17 protein-coding genes are annotated in these 22,265 nt (G+C 40.5%); 9 read left to right on the top strand and 8 right to left on the bottom strand.

The annotated features are described in order from the left end of the window. Position 1: 1 nt before the first annotated feature. From rsmG to mnmE, 3 genes are read right to left on the bottom strand one after another with little or no spacing between them, the layout of a single operon-like run. Positions 2–622 (bottom strand): 16S rRNA (guanine(527)-N(7))-methyltransferase RsmG, encoded by a 621-nt coding sequence (gene rsmG, locus H3R33_RS06800; protein WP_347400766.1) that lies wholly within the window; start codon positions 620–622, stop codon positions 2–4. Continuing rightward, the gene (mnmG, locus tag H3R33_RS06795; protein WP_232342159.1) at positions 612–2,507 is read right to left on the bottom strand and encodes a tRNA uridine-5-carboxymethylaminomethyl(34) synthesis enzyme MnmG; all 1,896 of its coding nucleotides are present in this window, start codon (positions 2,505–2,507) and stop codon (positions 612–614) included. Before mnmG ends, rsmG begins: the two co-directional genes overlap by 11 nt. A gap of 21 nt (positions 2,508–2,528) precedes the next feature. Beyond that, the gene (gene mnmE, locus H3R33_RS06790; RefSeq protein ID WP_155567422.1) at positions 2,529–3,863 is read right to left on the bottom strand and encodes a tRNA uridine-5-carboxymethylaminomethyl(34) synthesis GTPase MnmE; all 1,335 of its coding nucleotides are present in this window, start codon (positions 3,861–3,863) and stop codon (positions 2,529–2,531) included. 199 nt (positions 3,864–4,062) lie between these two features. On the opposite strand from mnmE, the gene H3R33_RS06785 reads away from it, so the two are divergent. Continuing rightward, positions 4,063–4,380: a hypothetical protein gene (locus H3R33_RS06785; protein WP_122124160.1), complete on the top strand. Its 318-nt coding sequence runs from the start codon at positions 4,063–4,065 to the stop codon at positions 4,378–4,380. Positions 4,381–4,486: 106 nt separating this feature from the next. Further along, positions 4,487–4,939, top strand: a complete 453-nt coding sequence (locus H3R33_RS06780; RefSeq protein ID WP_198185069.1) for a methylated-DNA--[protein]-cysteine S-methyltransferase — start codon at positions 4,487–4,489, stop codon at positions 4,937–4,939. A 78-nt stretch (positions 4,940–5,017) separates the two neighbouring features. Here H3R33_RS06780 and rho read toward each other — a convergent pair whose 3' ends face one another. Then, positions 5,018–6,289: a transcription termination factor Rho gene (rho, locus tag H3R33_RS06775; RefSeq protein ID WP_110439160.1), complete on the bottom strand. Its 1,272-nt coding sequence runs from the start codon at positions 6,287–6,289 to the stop codon at positions 5,018–5,020. 385 nt (positions 6,290–6,674) lie between these two features. On the opposite strand from rho, the gene trpB reads away from it, so the two are divergent. The 7 genes from trpB to glpK all read left to right on the top strand — a co-directional run bounded on the left by trpB (position 6,675) and on the right by glpK (position 14,964). Further along, complete coding sequence (gene trpB / locus H3R33_RS06770) at positions 6,675–7,901, top strand: tryptophan synthase subunit beta (protein ID WP_198185070.1); 1,227 nt, start codon at positions 6,675–6,677, stop codon at positions 7,899–7,901. Then, entirely contained in the window at positions 7,898–8,710 is an 813-nt protein-coding gene (gene trpA, locus H3R33_RS06765) for a tryptophan synthase subunit alpha (protein ID WP_155572369.1), read from the top strand. The genes trpB and trpA overlap by 4 nt, the downstream gene beginning before the upstream one ends. Before the next feature lie 41 nt (positions 8,711–8,751). Next, a complete protein-coding gene (gene accD, locus H3R33_RS06760; RefSeq protein ID WP_198185071.1) occupies positions 8,752–9,612 on the top strand; it encodes an acetyl-CoA carboxylase, carboxyltransferase subunit beta in 861 nt (286 codons plus the stop codon). 5 nt (positions 9,613–9,617) lie between these two features. Next, the gene (locus H3R33_RS06755) at positions 9,618–10,922 is read left to right on the top strand and encodes a folylpolyglutamate synthase/dihydrofolate synthase family protein (protein WP_198185072.1); all 1,305 of its coding nucleotides are present in this window, start codon (positions 9,618–9,620) and stop codon (positions 10,920–10,922) included. A gap of 192 nt (positions 10,923–11,114) precedes the next feature. Then, positions 11,115–12,623 carry a glycerol-3-phosphate dehydrogenase gene (glpD, locus tag H3R33_RS06750; protein WP_122124166.1) on the top strand — a complete coding sequence of 503 codons (1,509 nt, stop codon included), beginning with the start codon at positions 11,115–11,117 and terminating at the stop codon, positions 12,621–12,623. A 25-nt stretch (positions 12,624–12,648) separates the two neighbouring features. Continuing rightward, on the top strand, positions 12,649–13,437 hold the full coding sequence (locus H3R33_RS06745) for an MIP/aquaporin family protein (RefSeq protein WP_110439166.1): 789 nt from the start codon (positions 12,649–12,651) through the stop codon (positions 13,435–13,437). Positions 13,438–13,464: 27 nt separating this feature from the next. Continuing rightward, complete coding sequence (glpK, locus tag H3R33_RS06740) at positions 13,465–14,964, top strand: glycerol kinase GlpK (protein WP_155566088.1); 1,500 nt, start codon at positions 13,465–13,467, stop codon at positions 14,962–14,964. A gap of 36 nt (positions 14,965–15,000) precedes the next feature. Here glpK and H3R33_RS06735 read toward each other — a convergent pair whose 3' ends face one another. The 4 genes from H3R33_RS06735 to H3R33_RS06720 form a co-directional block, all read right to left on the bottom strand. Then, entirely contained in the window at positions 15,001–15,900 is a 900-nt protein-coding gene (locus H3R33_RS06735) for a DMT family transporter (RefSeq protein WP_198185073.1), read from the bottom strand. A gap of 163 nt (positions 15,901–16,063) precedes the next feature. Continuing rightward, the gene (locus H3R33_RS06730) at positions 16,064–17,593 is read right to left on the bottom strand and encodes an efflux transporter outer membrane subunit (RefSeq protein ID WP_198185074.1); all 1,530 of its coding nucleotides are present in this window, start codon (positions 17,591–17,593) and stop codon (positions 16,064–16,066) included. Between the two features lie 4 nt (positions 17,594–17,597). Then, the gene (locus H3R33_RS06725; RefSeq protein ID WP_283949376.1) at positions 17,598–20,759 is read right to left on the bottom strand and encodes an efflux RND transporter permease subunit; all 3,162 of its coding nucleotides are present in this window, start codon (positions 20,757–20,759) and stop codon (positions 17,598–17,600) included. Between the two features lie 23 nt (positions 20,760–20,782). Continuing rightward, a complete protein-coding gene (locus tag H3R33_RS06720; RefSeq protein WP_122124170.1) occupies positions 20,783–21,952 on the bottom strand; it encodes an efflux RND transporter periplasmic adaptor subunit in 1,170 nt (389 codons plus the stop codon). Positions 21,953–22,265: the final 313 nt, after the last annotated feature.

Here is a 22,265-nt window from a genome sequence, read left to right as displayed (position 1 = left end):
TTTATTCAACACGTTCAAATTGATTAATCTTAACTATTACCCCATCGGCATTCGTTTGACTGGAAAAGGTTTTATAATTTATTTTCCAATTTTTTTGTGCCTCTTCAATTTCCAGATTAACAGACCGGCCTTTCAAAAATAAACAATAACCATTTTTATTTAAAATATTTTTTGAAAATTTCAAAAGCTGAGTCAATGAAGTCAATGCCCTTGCCGTCACAACATCTGCACTGATAGCATTCACATTTTCAATCCTTTGGCAAAGCACAGTTGCTTGTGTTTTGGTCTGTCGCAGAACTTCCCTTAAAAAAATTGTCTTTCTCATATCAGATTCAATCAATATTACAGGAATATCTGTTGACAATGCCAGGATCAGACCGGGAAATCCTCCACCTGATCCAAGATCAGCAATAGATTTTACAGATGAATCAAGATACCGAATCAATTGAAAGCTGTCATATACATGACGTTTCCAGACCTGATCCATACCCTGTTGCGATACCAAATTTATTTTTTTGTTCCATTGCTGAAGCAAAGAGATATAAATTTCCAGTTTCTCTATTGTTTCACGTGAAACACTTTTTAAAAACGGATAATTTTTTATATAACCGTCAAGATTCACAACAATTATCCTTTTCCCCTTTTTGCAGGGTTCGAATATATGCCAATATAGCCATCAATGCAGAGGGTGTTACCCCCGGTATCCTTTGGGCAGCACCAAAAGAAACAGGGCGAACCGCTTCTAAACGTTCCTGCATTTCACGACTTAACCCGCCAATTTTCCTATAATCAAGATCCAATGGCAAATTGATTCTGGACTCCTGGTCAAGCTGCCTGATTTCCCTGGCCTGTCTAACAAGGTAACCTTCATAACGGGCCTCGGTACGAATATATTGTTGAACTCTTGATGTTAATTGATGAAACCAAGGAGCGACTTTCTCAATTACCTCCTCAGAAGGGCATAATGATAAAATTTCAAATAATGACCGCCAGCGTCCATCGGACGAAATCTGCATTCCATAACCATTCAGGGTTTTAGGCAGGTATTTCTCTCCCTTCGCTCTCTGAACAGAATTTTTGATATGATCTATATCCTGAAGATATAAAGCCAATCGTTCAGCCCCCAAACACCCCAACTGTTCAGCCAAAGGGGTTAACCGTATATCTGCATTATCTGCCCGTAAAGTCAAGCGATATTCTGCCCGTGAGGTAAACATACGATAAGGTTCAGTCACCCCTTGCGTTGTCAGGTCATCTATCATGACACCAATATAACCCTGGCTACGATCAATTATAATTTTTTCTGATCCAGAAGCATGATTTGCGGCATTAATTCCAGCCAACAAACCCTGAGCTGCGGCTTCCTCATACCCTGTTGTACCATTGATTTGTCCGGCAAGAAACAATCCGGAAAAATTTGGCAATTCCAAGGTCGGATTCAAGGATCTCGGATCAATATAATCGTATTCCACGGCATAACCTGGCCTGACAATCACGGCATTTTCCAGACCTGGAATTGAATGAACCATTCGTTCCTGAACATCTTCTGCAAGACTGGTTGATATTCCATTCGGATAAACCAAATCCCCACCTTCATGTCCAGGCAATGCTTCAGGCTCAATAAAAATCTGATGACGCTCCCGATCAGCAAAACGGACAATTTTATCCTCGATTGACGGACAGTAACGAGGTCCTTTTCCAGTAATTGCACCCCCATAGACTGCAGAAGTATGAATATTATCCCTTATTATCCGATGCGTTTCAGGAGTGGTCGCAGTTATCCGGCAGGAAACAAATTCATTAAAAGCGTTATCAGTCAATCGGCTAAAAAACTCGGGAGATTCATCCCCCTTATCTTCTGTCAACCGCTCCATATCGATACTTGATCGCAACAGCCTTGGAGGGGTTCCTGTTTTTAAGCGACCCATACGCAGTCCCATCGCCTCCAATCGGTTTCCCAATATTGTGGCAGGTTTATCTCCAACTCTTCCAGCTGGCTGACTTTTATTGCCAACATGGATAACTCCACGCAAAAAAGTTCCCGTCGTTAAGACAACCGCTCCTGACAGAAATTCACGACCATCCTCACAAATAACACCACATATTTTATTGCCAATATCGACATTGAGATCAGCAACCGCACCCTCCACAATAGTCAGATTGCTTAATTCTTTTAAAAATTGTTGAACCGCATTACGATATAACATCCGATCCGCCTGAGCCCTAGGTCCATGTACTGCTGGACCTTTGGAACGATTAAGCAGCTTGAAATGAATACCCGCCCGATCCGCTGCTTTTGACATAATACCATCAAAAGCATCAATCTCCCGAACAAGATGCCCTTTGCCTATTCCACCAATTGCAGGATTACATGACATGATCCCAATCGTGTTAAGAGAATGGGTCAGCAATAAAGTTCTTGCCCCCATCCGGGCAGAAGCTGCAGCCGCTTCACTTCCAGCATGTCCTCCACCAACGACAATTACATCGTATTTTACATTTATCATTAATCTTTTCTCAACTCGACCTTACTTACCGATACAAAATTGACCAAATATGGTATCCAACAGATCCTCCACACCTACAGCACCAGTTAGTCTACCCAAACTCTGCATAGCTAACCGCAATTCTTCACCACGCAATTCAGCCCATTCCATTTCTTGAGCTTTTTGCAAATGTTGAACACATTCTGTTATACCCAATCGATGTCTTACCCGTGTTAAAGGGGGTGGCCCCTGACGGGATATTAACTCTTTGGTTTTCTGAACCAATAAACTTTTGAATTTATCCATCCCCTCACCCGATTTAACGCTGATTAACACGGTTTTATCTGACTGACTTAATAATGTTTCACGTGAAACATTTAAATCAATTTTTGTTCGAACCAACAGATCACAAGATAATTCAGGGCAATCATTTTTATCCGCAGCATCCATCAAACACATTACATAATCTGCATTTTGAGCGATCTTGTAAGCTCGCTTTATCCCCTCTTTTTCAATTTCATCTTCTGTTTCACGTAACCCTGCGGTATCCACCAAGGTTACAGGAACATCACCCAATACTACCCTGACCTCAATAACATCTCGTGTTGTTCCAGCCTGTTCGGTCACAATCGCCGCATCACGGTCAGCCAAATAATTCAATAAACTAGATTTTCCAGCATTTGGTGGCCCCACAATTGCAAAGGTCAGTCCTTTTCTCAAACGTTCCCCTCGTCCTTGATCATTCAGATGGTCAATCATTTCAGAATGCAAATCAACGATTATCCTCTTCACATTCTCCTCAATCTCTTGCGGCAAATCCTCATCCGGGAAATCAATTAATGCTTCTTGAAATGCCAATACTTCGCGCAATTGTTTTGCCCAGCCATGATAAAGGTCACTTAATCCACCTTCCGTTTGTTCCAAAGCCTGTTTTCTTTGCGCCTGCGTTTCCGCCTCAACAAGATCGGCAATACCTTCCGCCTGTAATAAATCAATTCGGCCATTCAAAAACGCTCGCTTGGTGAATTCACCTGCCTGGGCAGGAATGGCACCATAAGAAACCAATACCTCCGCAACAGCATCAACCACAGCAGGACCTGCATGCAAGTGCAGTTCTGCACTATCTTCACCCGTATAACTATTAGGGCCCGGGAACCACAGCAGCAAAGCCTCATCCAGTAATTCTTTCTGACCCTCCTGAATTTTCCATAATTTACGAACCGACGCCAAACGTGGTTGCGGCACTTGATGACACATTCTGTGTAAAATAGAATAAGTTAAAGGCCCACTCAAACGCATGATCGCAACAGCACCCCTGCCCATTGCAGTTGCCAAGGCAAAAATTGTCGTATTTGAATTTAATGAAATATTTTCCATACAATATTAACTTATCTACTTAAGATATATATTTTTTATATGGTCGTAACATAAAAAAATCTTTTAATACATACGAAAAGATAAATTCATTCATATAAAATCAATTTTCTTCAAATCAATAAACTAAATATTACTACACACATCATTGTACGCTACCTATAATAATTATAATTATGCAACTGAATTGAAGGGATATAATATGCGTGACCTAACAGATAATGAAATTAACAATGTATCAGGTGCCGCTTCATTTACCGCAATTGGTTCGTTAATTGGTTCTCGAATTGGTAATGGACTAAATCAGCTAAGTAAAAATATCTCTGGAAAAGAGCCAGAGAAATCATATATAACAGGTGCAATAAATATAGGTTATGGAATCGGTGAATTTCTGGATAATCTTAATAATCGATCTGTTTGGGGGGATGCATGGAATAACACTCAAACAGGTATCACTCAACTTATTAATGCAGCCGTGACGAATAGTCTTAATGATCTGAAGATTTTACTTCCCGCTTAAATTTTAGAGACAATCCCCAATAGAATAAATTGATAAATAAAATAAATTATCTTAATTTTGTAAATTGCTACATTTACAAAAATAAATTTCAGATTTTTATAACACCATGGGTTTTATATCTTTTCATTCTCCAGTCGGTGATCTTAGTATCGCTGAAAATGATAATCTTATCGTCTCAATTGATTGGGGCTGGGGTAGTCTTGAAAAAAAAACACCCTTATTGGAGGAGGCAAAAAACCAGATTGCCGCGTATTTCAATGGTAAACTAAAAAAATTTGATTTACCCATTCTATCGCCTGGAACAGCCTATCAACAACAAGTCTGGGAATTTTTGCAAACTATTCCCTTTGGTACGACAAAATCCTATTCCGAACTCGCCAAAATAATAGGAGGAAGTGCCCGTTCCATTGGAAATGCAAACGCCGCAAATCCAATTCCCATTATCATTCCATGTCATCGTGTCATTGGTAAACGAACTTTAGGTGGATATTCTGGAGGGGAAGGGATTAAAACCAAAGAATATTTATTGAATATTGAAAAATTATTTAACACACCTTAATCAATATCTCTATAATTCAGGAAATATAATAAATACATAGGATTTATTCTATTTCCTAATATTCAATACTTTTTACGATCAAGTATTCATAGCATCAAAAAAATCTTGATTGTTTTTGCTGTATTTCAACTTATCAAGCAAGAAATCCATTGCATCCATCGTTCCCATTGGCGCCAAGATACGACGAAGCACCCAAATTTTTGACAAGCTCGAACGATCCACCAATAGCTCCTCCTTACGGGTACCGCTTTTAGTAATATCAATCGCAGGAAAGGTTCGTTTATCAGCAAGCTTACGATCAAGAACAAGTTCAGCGTTACCGGTTCCCTTAAATTCCTCAAAAATAACCTCATCCATACGACTACCCGTATCGATCAGTGCCGTTGCGATAATGGTTAAGGAACCACCCTCTTCAACATTACGCGCTGCACCAAAGAAACGTTTTGGACGTTGCAACGCATTGGCATCCACACCGCCAGTCAGAACTTTACCTGATGAAGGAACAACAGTATTGTAAGCCCGAGCCAATCGCGTAATGGAATCAAGCAAAATCACAACATCGCGTTTATGTTCAACCAGTCTTTTTGCTTTCTCCAAAACCATTTCCGTAACCTGAACATGACGATGCGCAGGTTCGTCAAAGGTTGAGGAAACAACCTCACCTTTGACTGAACGAATCATATCCGTAACCTCTTCCGGACGTTCATCAATCAGAAGAACAATTAAGACAACCTCGGGATGATTGGTTGAAATTGCTGTTGCTATATTCTGCAACATCACGGTTTTACCCGTTCTCGGCGGGGCAACGATAAGCGCACGCTGCCCCTTACCAATGGGTGTTACCAAATCAATAACTCTGGGTGTAAAATCCTTATTTGGATTCTTGCTTTCCATTAATGATGGAATTTCCATCTGTAACCGTTCATTTGGAAATAGGGGGGTCAAATCATCAAAATTGATACGATGACGAACCACTTCCGGATCCTGATAATTGATTGTATCAACTTTCAGCAAGGAAAAATAACGCTCCCCATCTTTTGGAGCGCGTATTTCACCAGAAACAGTATCCCCTGTCCGCAAACTAAAACGGCGTAACTGTGCGGGAGAAACATAAATATCATCCGGTCCTGGCAGATAATTGGATTCAGAGGAACGTAAATATCCAAAACCATCTGGTAGAATTTCCAGAGTTCCCTCTCCATAAATAGCTTGATTGTTCTCAGCAAGCTTTTTAAGGATGGCAAACATCATATCTTGTTTACGGAGTGAGGACGCGTTTTCAATCTGCAAACTTTCTGCATAATTGAGCAGTTCTGCTGGAGATTGCGCCTTGAGTTCGGCAAGTTGCATAGATGGAGGCTCTATATAATAGAAAATTAAATCATATAAATAAGGAAAGGAAATATGGCGATCAAATACTTAAACATTTACCAAATTGTATATTGATCCTTTATTCATACATTTCAAAACAAAAACGTAAAAATAAAATACACATTTCATACGAAGGAAATTTTGATATATATATATCAAATATAAGATTGGATTTATAGATAAAAAGATCAAAAACGTCAAGAACTTTAATTTTTAAATAAAATTGAAAAATAACTATTTTTTTTTCAAAAAGCCATTTAAGTTACAATTCCATTTATTTGCTGTAAAATCCAGAATCATTTAAACTCAACCAAACGATAATTTTGTTGATTTTTTATTTCAATCAAGTTTTTAGGAGAGAAACGTGGGGTCCCAAACAGGTTCATCCTTTAATAGTTTAAGACAGGGTCCTGATGAACATGGACATTTTGGAAAATATGGGGGAATGTTTATTGCCGAAACACTTGTCCCTTTAATCCTTGATTTGCAAAAAGCTTATCAATCCATTCAGAAAGATCCTGGATTCCAAAATGAATTGACCTACTATTTAAAAAACTATGTTGGAAGACCCAGCCCATTATGGTTTGCAAAACAATTAACAAATCTTGCCAATGGTGCAAAAATCTACCTGAAACGTGAAGATCTCAACCATACGGGGGCCCATAAAATTAATAATGTCATGGGTCAAATCTTGCTGGCCAGACGCATGGGCAAAACACGCATAATCGCTGAAACCGGAGCTGGCCAACATGGTGTTGCAACAGCCACAGTCTGTGCACTATTTAATATGGAATGTGTAATCTATATGGGTAAGGTTGACATTGAACGTCAGAAACCAAATGTTTTCCGCATGGAACTGTTGGGCGCAAAAATCATTCCTGTCACCGCTGGCAATGCCACATTAAAAGACGCCATCAATGAGGGGTTAAGAGACTGGGTAACAAATGTTCATAACAGCTATTATCTTATGGGTACAGCTGCCGGACCTCATCCTTATCCCATGATGGTCAGAGATTTTCAATGCATTATTGGCAATGAAGCCAAAAAACAGGTTTTGGAAGCGGAAGGGAAGTTACCCAATAAAATTATTGCTGCAATAGGCGGCGGATCAAATGCAATTGGTATTTTTCACCCTTTTCTGGATGATCCTACCGTATCCCTAATTGGTGTTGAAGCGGGAGGAAAGGGGCTGGATAGTGGAAAAACCGCAGCCTCTATTGAACGGGGATCATCAGGGGTATTGCATGGTAACCGTACGTATCTGTTACAAGATGATGATGGTCAAATTACTGAACCTTACAGTATCAGTGCCGGACTGGATTATCCCGGAGTGGGTCCTGAACATTCCTGGTTACATGATCTGAAACGAGTGGAATATGTTCCCATCAATGATGATGAAGCAGTTGACGCATTTCAGAAATGCACAACCAAAGAGGGAATCATCCCGGCCCTAGAAAGCTCTCACGCTCTTGCTCATGCATTGAAAATTGCTCCTGCCATGAAGTCAGAAGATATCATCATTGTCAATCTATCGGGTCGAGGCGATAAGGATATTGATAATATCGCAAATTATTTAGGAGTAAAATTATGAGCCGTATTGCCGCCTGTTTCAAAACTGTTAGACAAAAAAAACGTGGAGCTTTTATTCCTTATATAGAATCTGGTGACCCTGATTACCAAACCGCCTTAAATATTCTAAAGGCCATGCCACATGCAGGCGCGGATCTGATTGAAATTGGCATCCCCTTTAGTGATCCCATGGCAGATGGTCCAACAGTTCAGGCAGCTGCCAACCGTTCGTTAAAAGCTGGAACCAATATGCATAAAACATTGCAAATGGTTCGGGATTTTCGTCAGGACAACCAAACAACCCCTATCATTTTAATGGGATATGTTAATCCAATCGAACATTATGGATACGAACGTTTTTGTCAGGATGCCGAACAGGCTGGTGTTGACGGTCTAATCATTGTTGATATGCCTCATGAGGAATTAGGCTGTATTCTACCATATGCGGGAAAACATCATCTTGATGTTATTCGACTGGTAACCCCGGTCACTCCCAAAAACCGTTTGGAAAAAATTCTTAAAGATGCCAGTGGTTTTATCTATTATGTCAGTATTACGGGAGTGACAGGCACCAAAACCGCGTCCCAGAAAGATCTGGAAAAAACCATTCCCATCATTCGTTCCGTTTCCGACCTCCCTATCGCAATCGGGTTTGGAATTTCAACAGCTGAACATGTTCAAAACGCTATAAAACATGCAGATGCTGCCGTTGTTGCCTCAGCTTTATTAAAAACACTGGAATCAACCTTAAATCAGGACTATCATTCTACTGATACAACCATTGAAAAAGTTATCCAGCATGTTGCGCTCCTGTCAGCGAATACCCTGTAAAACAGGTTTATAAATTAATCATCATCAATGAAAGATCAGTTATGAGTTGGCTTACGGAATATGTACGTCCCAGAATTCAAGGATTTTTAAAAAAAGATATACCTGATAATCTGTGGACCAATTGCGATGCCTGTGACCAAATGCTGTTAATCAAGGATTTACAAAAAAACATGAATATCTGTCCACATTGTGGACATCATATGCGTGCATCTGTGAAACAGCGTTTGGAATGGACTTTTGACCAGGATTCCTATACTTGCATAGAGCTCCCCAAAATGCCTGTAGACCCCTTAAATTTCAGGGATAAAAAACGTTATACCGATCGACTAAAGGAAAACCGCGCAAAATCACAACTTGAAGAATCAATTGCCGTCGCACATGGTACCATTCTGGAACAAAAAGCAGTGGTGGCCGTTATGGCCTTTGAATTTATGGCTGGCACAATGGGGGCCGCCTTTGGTGAGGGTTTCCTTGCGGCAACCCGTCTTGCCCTTTTACAACAATCTCCTTTAATCATATTTACCGCATCAGGGGGGGCCAGAATGCAAGAGGGAATGATTAGCCTTATGCAGATGCCCCGTACCGTCATCGCTGTAGAAATGCTGAAAGAGGCCAAAATTCCCTATATTGTCGTCTTTACCAATCCAACAACAGGCGGGGTGACTGCTTCCTTTGCAATGTTGGGGGATATCCACATCGCAGAACCCAATGCATTAATCGGATTTGCAGGTCCACGTGTTATTGAAAATACTGTTCATGAAAAATTGCCAGAAGGATTTCAACGCTCAGAATATCTTCTTGATCACGGCATGATTGACATGGTTGTTAAAAGAACAGATATGCGAGAAACGCTTGCCAATCTCATCAGCCTGTTATGTAACACAAATACACAAACATCCTAGCTTTTATGAATTCTCCTGTTTTAACCGAATTTACTGGACGCTCAGGTCAAATACTCGAGCGACTTAACAAACTATATCCCTCTTTGATTGATCTATCCCTCAGTCGATTGAAACGGTTGCTAAACGATCTGGAAAATCCAGAGCGGCATCTTCCCCCAACAATTCATGTGGCCGGTACGAATGGAAAAGGCAGCACCTGTTCCTTTTTGCGTGCCATAGGCGAAAAAGCGGGATGGAATGTTCATGTTTCAACTTCACCCCATCTGATCAATGTCACAGAACGTTTTCGAATTTCAGGCCATCTGGTTGATGAAGCAGAATTATCAGATACCTTGTCCTACATTGAAAAAGTTAATAATCAACAACCCATCACGGTTTTTGAAGTTCTAACAGCCGCCAATTTTTGTCTATTCGCAAAATATCCAGCTGATCTGGCAATTATTGAAGTAGGCTTGGGTGGGCGCTTTGATGCAACAAATGTAATATATCCCATTGCCAGCACCATCACCTCCATCTCAATGGATCATGAAGCTTTTCTTGGCAACAGTCTGGTAAAAATTGCTAGAGAAAAGTCTGGAATCATCAAAAAATCCATACCTGTTATAACTTATAATCAATCCCCAGAAGTATTGAACATTTTACAGGAAGAAGCTCAAGCCAAGAATGCCCCACTATTTATCCAGGGAAAAAACTGGACTATTGAAAGACAAAGGGATTATCTAGTTTATAATGATTCCAAGGGAACGCTTCAATTACCTCTACCCAGTCTAATGGGATTTCATCAGGTTAATAATGCAGGTTTGGCGATTGCCACTTTACGTGCAACCCAACTTGCCGTACCAGAATATGCATGGCAAGGTATTGCAGAGGCACAATGGCCGGCACGTTTGCAACGCTTACAAGGAACATTGACCAGGTATATCACTCCAGAAACAGAGTTGTGGCTGGATGGAGGACATAATGCCGATGCCGGGCAAATCCTTGCCCGATTTATAAAGTCTAAATGGCAGGACAGGCCCCTTCACCTCATTGTTGGCATGAAAAACAATAAAGATTCCAGTGCATTTCTTGCCCCTCTTATCCCGTTATGCACCTCTATACAGGCTGTAATTGAACCTGATCAACATATGGCCATGTCCATTGATAATATTATCCAGGCTTCTAAAAATCATGCCATTAGCGGTGGAACGATTAAGAATGCTTTAATTCATCTTCAACAAACAGAAAAAAAACCTTACAGAGTCCTTATTTGTGGAAGTCTTTATTTAGCAGGAAGTGTTTTACGTCAAGATGGATGGAAACCTGTTTAAGGTTTATTTATATAACTATTTATAATTAAACTTTTATTTTCTTTTAAATATATGATTTTTACTTTTAGTACAACTATACTTTACCAGAAATAGCCCAAATAGGGCCATTTCTTGCTTGATATTTCATATCTCCTGAAACCATATTAAAAAAATAAAATTAAATAAATAAAATATTCTTTCAGGAGATTACTAATGAACACCCAGCCTACAACCTATGATCTTTTAATTGTTGGTGGTGGCGTCAATGGAACAGGTATTGCTCGCGATGCAGCAGGACGAGGATTAAAAGTTTTACTCGTTGAGAAAGATGATCTGGCAAGCCATACTTCTTCTGCAAGCACAAAACTAATTCATGGCGGATTACGTTATCTTGAATATTATGAATTTCGCCTGGTTCGGGAGGCCTTACAGGAACGTGAACGTCTTCTTAACCTGGCCTCTCATATTATACGTCCTCTTGAATTTGTTCTTCCTCATCGAAATTCCATTCGACCAGCCTGGATGATTCGAATCGGATTATTTTTATATGATCATTTGGCAAGCCACCCAAAATTGCCTAACTCCAAATTAATCTCATTACAAACCTCTCCATATGGACAACCTTTACGAAATGACATCAAAAAAGGCTTCACCTATGCAGATTGCGCCGTTGATGATAGCCGCCTTGTTGTATTAAATGCAAAAGGGGCCTCTATGCTGGGTGCCGACATTCGTACTCAAACAAAATTTGTGGATGCCAAACGCTCAACAAATGAATGGAGTGCAACAATCCAAGATAATAAAACCCAGAAAAAAACAACCATAACAGCAAAAGTAATTGTGAACGCAGCCGGACCATGGGTTGCAGAACTTTTACAAGACAAACTGCATGTTCAAAGTAAAATGAATGTTCGGCTTGTCAAGGGCAGTCATATTGTTGTCAAAAAACTTTATGAAGGTCCTCAAGCCTATATTCTACAAAATGATGACAAACGGATTGTATTTGCCATTCCCTACCACGAAGAATTCACATTGATTGGCACAACAGATATTTCCTGGGATCAATCTCCAGATATTTTACCTGGGATTGATGAAAATGAAACCGAATATCTATGTAAATCGGTGAACGATTATTTCAATAAGAACATTGCTCCAAAAGATGTAATCTGGAATTATTCTGGCGTTCGTCCATTATATGACGATGCTTCCAGCAATGCTTCAGCAGTAACCAGAGATTATCACCTCGATTTGAATGAGGAAAACAGTCAGGCACCTTTACTCTCAATCTTTGGCGGGAAAATTACAACCTATCGCCGTCTTGCAGAACATAGCATGGAAAAACTAGCCAAGTTTTTCAAATATACCCGCCAAAATTGGACGGACAAAGAACCTTTGCCAGGCGGAAATATTACCGATGGCAATTTTGATTTATTTTATAAAGATTTTCGCAATACTGTTTCCTTCCTTGATGAAATCACTGCCAAACGCATTGCACACAGTTATGGAACAGATGCCATAAACATTATTCACAATGCCAAAAGCAAGACGGATATGGGTATTGATTTTGGCCATGGTTTGACACAACATGAAGTTGATTACCTTGTCGAAAAGGAATGGGCCATGACTGTAGAAGACATTTTATGGAGAAGAACAAAACTGGGATTATATTTCACCCAAGAAGAGCAAGGAAAACTGGCTCAATATTTGCAAAAGTCTCAATAACCTCCCCCCAGAAAGTCAATAACATATGCAAAATACAAAAAATCTTATAGGAGAGCTCATTTCTGAAGCGATTGCAGTTACAATTATCATATTTATTGGTTGTTCAGCAGCAGCAATGCTTCTTATGTATGATCCAAGTCCTTATCAAAATGCCTATTGGGGTGTTGCGATTTCCTGGGGATTAAGTGTAACTTTCGCGATCTATGTTACTGGCAGCATAAGTGGCACCCATGCCAATCCTGCTGTAACACTAGCCCTTGCCTTATTCCGGAATTTTTCCTGGAAAAAAGTCCCCGCCTATATAATCGCCCAGGTTTTTGGCGGGATTTGCGGTGCAGTTCTTGTTTATTGCATGTATTATTCAGTTATTGACCATTATAATGTTGTCCATCACCTGACCCGCCCATTGGGCGGTGGGGCTGGTGTTTTTGTCACATCACCCGGATTAACAGTCACACCTATCCATGCTTTTTTTAACGAAATCCTTTTAACTGCATTTTTGGTTTTCAGTATTTTTGCCATTACTGATGAATACAATACCATTGCCCCACAAGCAAACAGTGGTGCACTGATTATCGGTTTTGTAGTTGCTGCTATTGGTGCATCGGCAGGATATCTTGAAGGATGGGCGATCAATCCCGCACGTGATCTTGGTCCTAGAATATTCATCTATTTGGCTGGCTGGGGACCTTCTGCCTTTCCTGGTTTACCCTCTTATTGGTGGGGTCCTATTTTCGGCCCACTCCTAGGCGGTGTCATGGGTGGAGGTGCCTATCAATTATTCATTAAACCCTTTTTATCTCGTACATCATAACCTAATTACAAAGCGGATATAATTTCCATGAATAAAGCTCATTATATTATTGCCCTTGACCAGGGCACAACATCTACACGTTCAATTATCTTCAACACACGGGGCCAAGAAATATCGCTCAGCCGACATGAATTTACCCAGCATTATCCTCAACTTGGATGGGTTGAACATAATCCGGAGGACATCTGGAGTGATACTGTATATACAATTAAAAACGCCATTGCCAAAGCTTCTCTTGAAGGTAAAACCAGTGAAATTGCCGCCATAGGCATTACCAACCAACGTGAAACAGTTGTTATCTGGAACCGTAAGACGGGCAAACCTGTTTACAATGCCATCGTATGGCAGGATCGACGGACAGCAAATTCATGCAGAGCTTTAAAGGAAGAAGGGCTGGAAAAAACAATCTATGAAAAAACAGGCTTACTTCTTGACCCCTACTTCTCCGCGACAAAAATTGCCTGGATATTGGATAACATCCCAAATGTAAGATCTGAAGCAGAACGCGGTGAACTGGCTTTTGGTACAATTGACAGTTTCCTTTTATGGCGTCTAACTGGAGGCAAGGTTCACGCAACAGATGCAACCAATGCCAGTCGAACCCTGCTGTTTAATATACAAACACAATCATGGGATCCGGAACTACTCAAAATCTTTAATATTCCCGCCTCTATTTTACCTGAGGTAAAAGATAACAGTACTTTGTTCGGCACGACAGACCCTGCCTTGTTTGGTAATTCAATTCCCATTATGGGAATGGCGGGGGATCAGCAAGCCGCATTAATCGGTCAAGCCTGTTTTGAACCCGGCATGGTTAAGGCAACCTATGGCACGGGATGCTTTATGCTGTTAAACACAGGGGACAAAATCGTAACCTCCCAAAACCGCATGCTCACAACAACGGCCTATCGCCTAAATGGTAAACCAACCTATGCACTTGAAGGATCCATCTTTGTTGCTGGTGCTGCAATCAAATGGTTAAGGGATGGTATCGGAATCATCACCCATGCCTCACAAACCAATGATATGGCAACCAAGGTTAACGACAACCATGAAGTATATATGGTTCCAGCCTTTGTCGGATTGGGTGCCCCCCATTGGGAACCTGATGTCAAGGCAATCATTACTGGATTAACCTTCAATGCGACAGCTGCCCATATAGCCCGTGCCGCACTAGAATCCATTGCCTATCAGACCTATGATCTTGCCGAGGCAATGAAAAAGGACAGTCTTGAAGAAATTTCATCCATCCGTGTTGATGGCGGAATGTCAGCGAATGACTGGTATTGTCAATTCCTGGCCAGTATTATGAATACAACCGTCGAACGACCCGCTTATATTGAAACAACCGCAATGGGAGCTGCCTATCTTGCTGGTCTTGGGTGCGGTATATGGAACAATATCGAAGATATTACGACCAACTGGTCCGAAGGTAGCACTTTCAAACCGGCAATGGAACAAGCAGAACGGGAAAGAAAACTCAAAGGTTGGCGACTAGCCTTTAAAAAAGCTTTACTAAAAGAATAATTTTTTCTCATGCCTTTATCCTTATAAAGGCATTTTTCATTTTTTATTATTGGGAATTGAGATACAAACCAGACATAAAAAAATCAAACCAATTCCTAACCAGCCAAAACCTGAAAATTTTTCCCCTACAATTATTACGGCAAGAAATGTTGCAATAACAGGTTCCAACAAGGTTATCAAAGTTGCCATGCTTGTTGGAACAAAGGACAAGCCGTAACCAAAACAAAGATAACCAATAAACATGGGAATAGTCGCCATATAAATTCCAACAGATAAATTGCTCCATGAATTCAAATATGTTCCGCCCGTTATCAATAAAACTGGTAACAGCAAAAGACCACCAACCCCGAAAATACTTCCCATCGCTGCCTTTGATGGAATTTCATGATGTATCAAATGTCTTGCAACCCATGTATAAAATGCATAGGTAAACCCTGCCAATAATCCCAATAAAATACCCAGACTGATTCTTGCAAAGGATATTGGGCTATATAGGGTATGTTGGGCAGAAAAACAAAGCAAGATGATACCCGATACTCCCATAAAGGCACCAATGACCCATTGTAGGGTGACTTTGATATGATCCATTATGTTTTCAATTACAGCGGAAAAAAATGGTGCTGAACCAATTGAAACAACTGTTCCAACCGTAATACTGGCAACCCGCATCGAACCATAAAAAGCCAAAGGGTAAAACATAACGGCAAGGGCACCCAATATAATCCAACCTTTTTGACTATATAATTTCCCCTGATAATTTTTTAGACATGGCAAGGCAGTCACTGATTGCAACAACCCACCGATACCCATAGCACCTGACCCAATCGCAAGCGCACTCACTTCAGGTGCAAATTGAGCGGCAACCCCTGTTGTCCCCCATAAAACAGAAGCCATTAAAATAGAGATTATCCCTATATATTTTTTTCCAATATTCATATCCGTTTTTTTACCGATAACTGATTGATTTTACTATCCATTGCAATTCGGCACCTGTTCAATACAATTTTTCAAAATAAAAATAAAATTCATATGGATAAAAAAAAGAGATTATCCTCTTCAGATAATCTCTAATCGCAAACCGATTTAATTCATAATAAATTTATTGTTTGCTCTTATCTACCTGAGTATTCAATTTCTTTCCATTGGATTGATAGGTCTGAAAAGCATTTTCTGCACTCCATCCTCCTCCCAACGTTCTGTACAAAGTTGAAAGACTCTGCATATATTGAAGACGTGCCTGAATAGATGAAACTTGGGCGGTCAATAATGTTCTTTGCGCTGTTAATGTGCTGATATAACTATCAATTCCATTACTGAACCGGGCATAAGACAAACGGTAATCTGTCTGGCTTGCCTTGACATTGTCAGATTCAGCTTTCCACTTTTCTTTTAATGTTGTTCTGGCTGCCAAAGCATCCGCAACTTCCTTAAAAGAAGATTGTATCACTTTCTGATAATGAGCGGCGGCGGCACGTACTTTAGCTTTTGCTGTTCTCAATTGTGCCAGATTTTGCCCCTCATCAATTACAGGTACGGTAATTTTCGGCATAAATGTATAAGCCGCAGAATATGGCCCAAACATTTGTGCAAAAGTTGCTCCTGCCGTACTGCCTGATGTTGTTAGCTGAATGGATGGAAAAAAAGCGGCTCTGGCATATCCAACATTCGCATTGGCTTCTTTAAGCTGATGTTCTGCCAATAAAATATCCGGACGACGTTCGAGAAGATCCGATGGCATACCCGACGCCACCTCTGGCATTGAAACAAAATTATCCAGAGAGGGATTAGGACCGGCCTTTTGCAAGACAGATTGTGGAATAGGCTGACCAATCAACAAAGTAAGGCTGTTCAGATCATTGGCAACCGTTTTTTGATAAACCTGCTCCTGACTTCGGGCTTCTTGCAACAATTCTGTTGCTTGTGCCACAGCCTGGGCATTTTGTTGACCATAGGTATGCATTCCTTGAATTAATTGTAAATTCCTTTCACGATTATGCAAGCTTTCCTGAACAGTACGAAGACTGTCACAATCCGCAAGCCAGGCCATATATGTATTAGCAACCTCGCTAATCAACGAAATTTGCACAGATAAAGTACTCTCTACCTGCTGCAAGTAACTTTCCCTGGCCGCTTTGGTCAAACTCCGAACATGATCGAATATATCAATTTCATAATTTGATACACCAAATCCCGTTGATAATTGGTTCCAATGCGTATAGCCCCGCATACCGCCCAAAGTTTTTCCCGGACTCGTTTGATAGGAAGCCCCCGCAGAATAATTTACCGTTGGAAATAAATCACCTCTTTGACGCATGTAACTGGCATGGGAAGCCGTAATATTCTCGATTGCCTCACGTAAATCACGATTATTAGCCAAAGCCATGGAAATCAATTCACTCAAGACTGGATCCCGAAAGAAAACCTTCCAACCGACATTATAGGCTTGTGGCAAATTTGAATCCTTGGGCAAGGGAGGCCCATAAGCGGGGCCCATCGGCCATTGCTGAGAAATTGATGCATCTGGGCGTTTATAATCTGGAACAAGATTACAGGAGGTCGTTGAAAATATCATTAAAACTAAAGTCATGGATATAAGCGGTGACCGAAATGACTTTCTTATTTTCATCATTATTTTACTCTCCTGTCTGTCCAGCGGTTGCATCAACATTCTTATTATTTAATGGATGAGGACGCACCTTGAATAATCCCAGAACGACAATAAAAAATACAGGGACAAAATAGAGGGCCAACAAAGTGGCTGTAATAACACCACCCACCACACTTGTACCAATGGCCACGTGACTTGCAGCACCGGCCCCTTTTGCAATTGCCAGAGGAACAGTTCCGATCACAAATGCCAGCGAGGTCATCAGAATAGGCCGAATACGTTCACGTGCAGCCATTATCGCTGATTCTTCCAATGTTTTTGTACCAGTATCATAATGTTCCTTAGCAAATTCAACAATCAGGATAGCATTCTTGGCCGCAAGCCCCACGGTTGTTAACAACCCAACCTGGAAATAAATATCATTATCTATTCCACGCAGATAAACCGCTGCCGCCGCTCCAATAATTCCCAAGGGAACCACCAGGATAACGGAAAAAGGTATAGCCCAACTTTCATACAAAGCCGCCAAAGATAAAAAGACTGCCAAAATAGAAACAGCATATAGTTTTCCAGCTTGTCCAGAGGACTTTTCCTGTTCATATGACATGCCCGTCCATTCATAGCCTATTCCCTTGCCAAGTTCATTTGCATAACCCTCAATGATTTTCATCGCTGTACCATTACTGATACCAGGAGCTCCCTGCCCCATGATTTCAAAAGATGGATAACCGTTATAGGTCTCCACTTTCTGAGGAGCCATTTTCCATTCACCATCAACAAACGAGGTTAAGGGAACCATCTTGCCATTGCTATTCCGGACAAACCAACGCCTTAGATCATCAGGCTTCATTCGCGACTTGACATCTCCTTGTACAAACACGTGTTTTACACGGTCACGCAAGTTAAATAATCCCGCATCAGAAGATCCCAGAGCAATGGATAAAGTTTGATTGATACTGTCAATACTAACCCCCTGGGCATGTGCTTTATCACGATCAATATTGAAATAATATTGCGGGGCAATAGGCAACCCATTCGGGCGAACGGCAACGAGACGATGATCCGCACTGGCCTTTTTTAACAAAGCGTCCCTTGCCTTCATAAAGGTAATGGTATCCAGATGTCCACGATTTTGCAATTCAAAGTCAAACCCGGTTGACGATCCTAAATCCATAACGGGAGGCGGAAGAAATGCCAACACATTGGCGCCGGGGATAGAAGACAATGCATGCATCGCCCTTGTTGCGATAGCTTGAGCGGTTGCCCTGGAATCGCTGCCCCTTTCATCAAATTCTTTCAAACGGGCAACACCAAAAGCTGCACTCTGGGCCTGACCACCAAAATTGAACCCAATCGCCGTAAAAACAAACTTGATATATTTATTCTCATGCTTAACAAAGTAATCTGTCATTTTCCGGGTGACATTCGATGTCATTGCGGCTGAAGATCCAGGACTCAATGTTGCCTGCATGTAAACAACCCCTTGATCTTCATCAGGTAAGAACCCTTCGGGTAAAATATAAAAAACACATAATCCGGCAACCGTAATGAATACATAAATAATCATGGTTATACGTGAATGATGAATCATATGCTTCACCCCTCGAATATACCCATCGACCATTTTATCAAACCCGTTATTAAATTTCGTAAAGAACCAACCGTGCCGTTCCTTTTTTTCCTTAGGTTTTAAAACCGTTGCACACAAAGCGGGGGTAAAAATCAATGCAATGACAACAGAAAGAGCCATCGCTGCAACAATGCTAATTGAGAATTGCCGATAAACCACCCCGGCAGAACCGCTGAAAAAAGCCATGGGAATAAAAACAATGGATAGAACAAGCGCAATACCAACCAAGGCCCCACTAATCTGATCCATGGAAATTTGAGTAGCCTTTTTAGGAGAACAATGTTCCTCCTCCATAACACGCTCAACATTTTCCACGACCACAATCGCATCATCCACAAGCAACCCGATGGCAAGCACCATAGCCAACATTGTCAAAGTATTGATCGAAAATCCAGCAAAAAACAGGATTGCGAATGTTCCCAACAAAACTACGGGAACGGCAATTGCAGGTACAAACGTCGCCCTAAAATTTTGCAAGAAAACATACATCACAACAATAACCAGCAAAATCGCAATAACAAGAGTTTCAACAACCTCCTCCATTGATTCAATAATATATGTCGAGGTATCTTGTGGATATAAATAGGTTGTATTTGCTGGAAAATACTTTGATAATTCTGCAATCTTATTATGAATATCTTTTGACAGCGCCAACTGGTTAGCCCCAGAAGCAAGCTTGACACCAAAAGCAGCAACAGGCTGATTGTTAATCATACCAATTGGCTGATAAGTCATTGGTCCCAATTCAACCCTGGCAACATCTTTCAATCGGATACGTGCACCGTTTACCTGTGTTTTAACAACTATATTCTGAAATTCCTCTGGTGTGACCAAACGTCTTACACCACCTGTATAAATATCAGAACGCTGGTTAGGCAAAGCTGGCAATTTTCCAAATTCACCCAAAGGCTGTTCCGAGTTCTGCGAACCAATTTCATTCATCACATCCGTTGCATTAAGCTGATAATCATGCAGCTTATCTGGATCCAACCAGACACGCATCGCATATTCTGATGAAAAGGCTGTATAATCTCCCAACCCGTTCAATCGGGTAACGGGGTTCTGTATATCACTTGCCAATAAATCTCCCAGAGCTCCCTCATCCATGGATTGATCAGAAGATTGAACGGCAAAAAACATCATGTAACTTTTATTGGATTTCGAAATACGAATTCCTTGCAACGCAACCGTTGATGGTAACAATGAACGGGCAACATCAATACGGTTCAGTACTTGAACCTGTGCAATATCCGGACTGGTACCCTGTGCAAAGGTGAGGGTAACTAATGCGGTTCCATCAGCATTAGCGGAAGTGGAAATATATTCTAGGTTATCCAAACCGTATAGATTTTGACTGATTGGATCAACAACCGTTCTTTGAACCGTATCTGCGGTAGCACCTGGATAGGTAAAACTTAATGTAATTGGTGGAGGGGCGATTGAAGGCCATTGTGCAATAGGCAGGCTTATAATAGAAATTGTTCCAATCAGTGAAACAAGAATAGCAATAACCCAAGCAAAAATCGGCCTGTCAATAAAAAAACGCGACAATGACATGTAAAAATTCCAATTATAACACTTTAATTAGGGACCTCTGCCGTAATCGTCCGTCCTTCTTTAGGAACGACTTTTTGACCTGGCCTGTATGAAGTTGGATTACTAACAAGAAGACGATCACCATCTACTGGACCTTTTGTAACAACCCAGTATGTATCCTGAATACGTTGTAATTCTACATTACGTCTTTCAATAACATTGTCCTTGTTAATAATATAAATATAGGGAGCATTATCCAAACCACGCATAATAGCTTCCTGAGGGATTAAAAAGGCCCCTTTCTCATATCCTTCATGCATAACAGCACGAACATACATGCCTGATAACAATAATTTATCAGGATTACGTATGATTGCCCGCTGAATAACAGATCCTGTTTCCTGATCCGTCACAACTTCGGTAAATAATAAATTCGCCTGTAAGGGATAACGAGAACCATCTTCTAAAATCAAATCAATAGGAACATGGGCTGCCCCACGTAAGGTCTGTAATTTTCCATTTTCCTGTCTTGAACGTAAACGCAACTGTTCTGCGGTAGGTTCAATAATATCAACAAAAATTGGATCAAGTTGCGTAATGACAGCGACTGGATCGGCCTGATTAACAGACATTAATGCGCCCTGCGTTTGGATAGAACGACTTATCCTTCCTGAAATGGTGGCATTAATTCCCGTATATTCAAGATTCAGTTCAGCCTGTCTTACTGTTGCTTTATCACTTTCAATATCAGCCTTAGTTGCTTCTTGTGCAGCAAGTGTATCATCATAATCCTGACGACTGACAGCATCCATATTTTTCAATGGGCCATATCTTTTTAACTTCAAAGTCTGGGTGCGTAATGTCGCCAAATCACGGTTAAGCTTACCCCGCGCCTCATTTAAAGCGGCTTGATAGGGTCGAGGATCAACCTCATAAAGCTGTTGTCCCTTAATAACATCCGTACCTTCTTCAAATAACCTTTTATAAAGATATCCATTTACCTGAGGACGAACCTGTGAAACGCGCATCGGAGAAACACGTCCAGTCAGCTCAACTAAATTCTCAACTTCTTGAGTATGAACCGTTACAAAATTCGCACTAGGTATGGGTCGAGCAGGTTGCTGTTTTTTACATGCATTAAGTGGCAATAATAAAGCAAATAATAAAGCATATTCTTTATGCCATTTTGTAAAGAAAGAATCTGTTATTGTCACTTCTCTTCCCTATTTCCTTAAAAATCAAGATAAATTTACTGTTGATTATCTATAAATAAAGTAAATTTTAAATTATAATATGAACAATTTAAGCTTATTCACTTAATAATATACATAATATTGTATATTCTTATTAAAAGCCTTCCCATAATATCGGTATGCTTCGAATAAACAACAGTTATTTTTCAACAAACAAAAAAATTGAATCCAAATTTTTCATTTTCAGCAAATTATTGGAAAACTTAACCAATAAATTTAACTATTAAAAATAATCTTATTTACCGTATATTTTTATAAGCTATATAGCCAGTTT

The sequence above is a fragment of the Commensalibacter sp. B14384M2 genome, from assembly GCF_016101865.1.
GTDB classification, from domain to species: domain Bacteria; phylum Pseudomonadota; class Alphaproteobacteria; order Acetobacterales; family Acetobacteraceae; genus Commensalibacter; species Commensalibacter melissae.
This window is presented reverse-complemented; position numbering and strand designations above follow the sequence as displayed.

Bases quoted from the DNA above. Each gene is read 5' to 3' on its own strand.
- mnmG (WP_232342159.1), bottom strand. From the start codon at position 2,507: ATGATAAATGTAAAATACGATGTAATTGTCGTTGGTGGAGGACATGCT.
- mnmE (WP_155567422.1), bottom strand. From the start codon at position 3,863: ATGGAAAATATTTCATTAAATTCAAATACGACAATTTTTGCCTTGGCA.
- H3R33_RS06785 (WP_122124160.1), top strand. From the start codon at position 4,063: ATGCGTGACCTAACAGATAATGAAATTAACAATGTATCAGGTGCCGCT.
- H3R33_RS06780 (WP_198185069.1), top strand. From the start codon at position 4,487: ATGGGTTTTATATCTTTTCATTCTCCAGTCGGTGATCTTAGTATCGCT.
- rho (WP_110439160.1), bottom strand. From the start codon at position 6,289: ATGCAACTTGCCGAACTCAAGGCGCAATCTCCAGCAGAACTGCTCAAT.
- trpA (WP_155572369.1), top strand. From the start codon at position 7,898: ATGAGCCGTATTGCCGCCTGTTTCAAAACTGTTAGACAAAAAAAACGT.
- accD (WP_198185071.1), top strand. From the start codon at position 8,752: ATGAGTTGGCTTACGGAATATGTACGTCCCAGAATTCAAGGATTTTTA.
- H3R33_RS06755 (WP_198185072.1), top strand. From the start codon at position 9,618: ATGAATTCTCCTGTTTTAACCGAATTTACTGGACGCTCAGGTCAAATA.
- glpD (WP_122124166.1), top strand. From the start codon at position 11,115: ATGAACACCCAGCCTACAACCTATGATCTTTTAATTGTTGGTGGTGGC.
- H3R33_RS06745 (WP_110439166.1), top strand. From the start codon at position 12,649: ATGCAAAATACAAAAAATCTTATAGGAGAGCTCATTTCTGAAGCGATT.
- glpK (WP_155566088.1), top strand. From the start codon at position 13,465: ATGAATAAAGCTCATTATATTATTGCCCTTGACCAGGGCACAACATCT.
- H3R33_RS06735 (WP_198185073.1), bottom strand. From the start codon at position 15,900: ATGAATATTGGAAAAAAATATATAGGGATAATCTCTATTTTAATGGCT.
- H3R33_RS06730 (WP_198185074.1), bottom strand. From the start codon at position 17,593: ATGATGAAAATAAGAAAGTCATTTCGGTCACCGCTTATATCCATGACT.
- H3R33_RS06725 (WP_283949376.1), bottom strand. From the start codon at position 20,759: ATGTCATTGTCGCGTTTTTTTATTGACAGGCCGATTTTTGCTTGGGTT.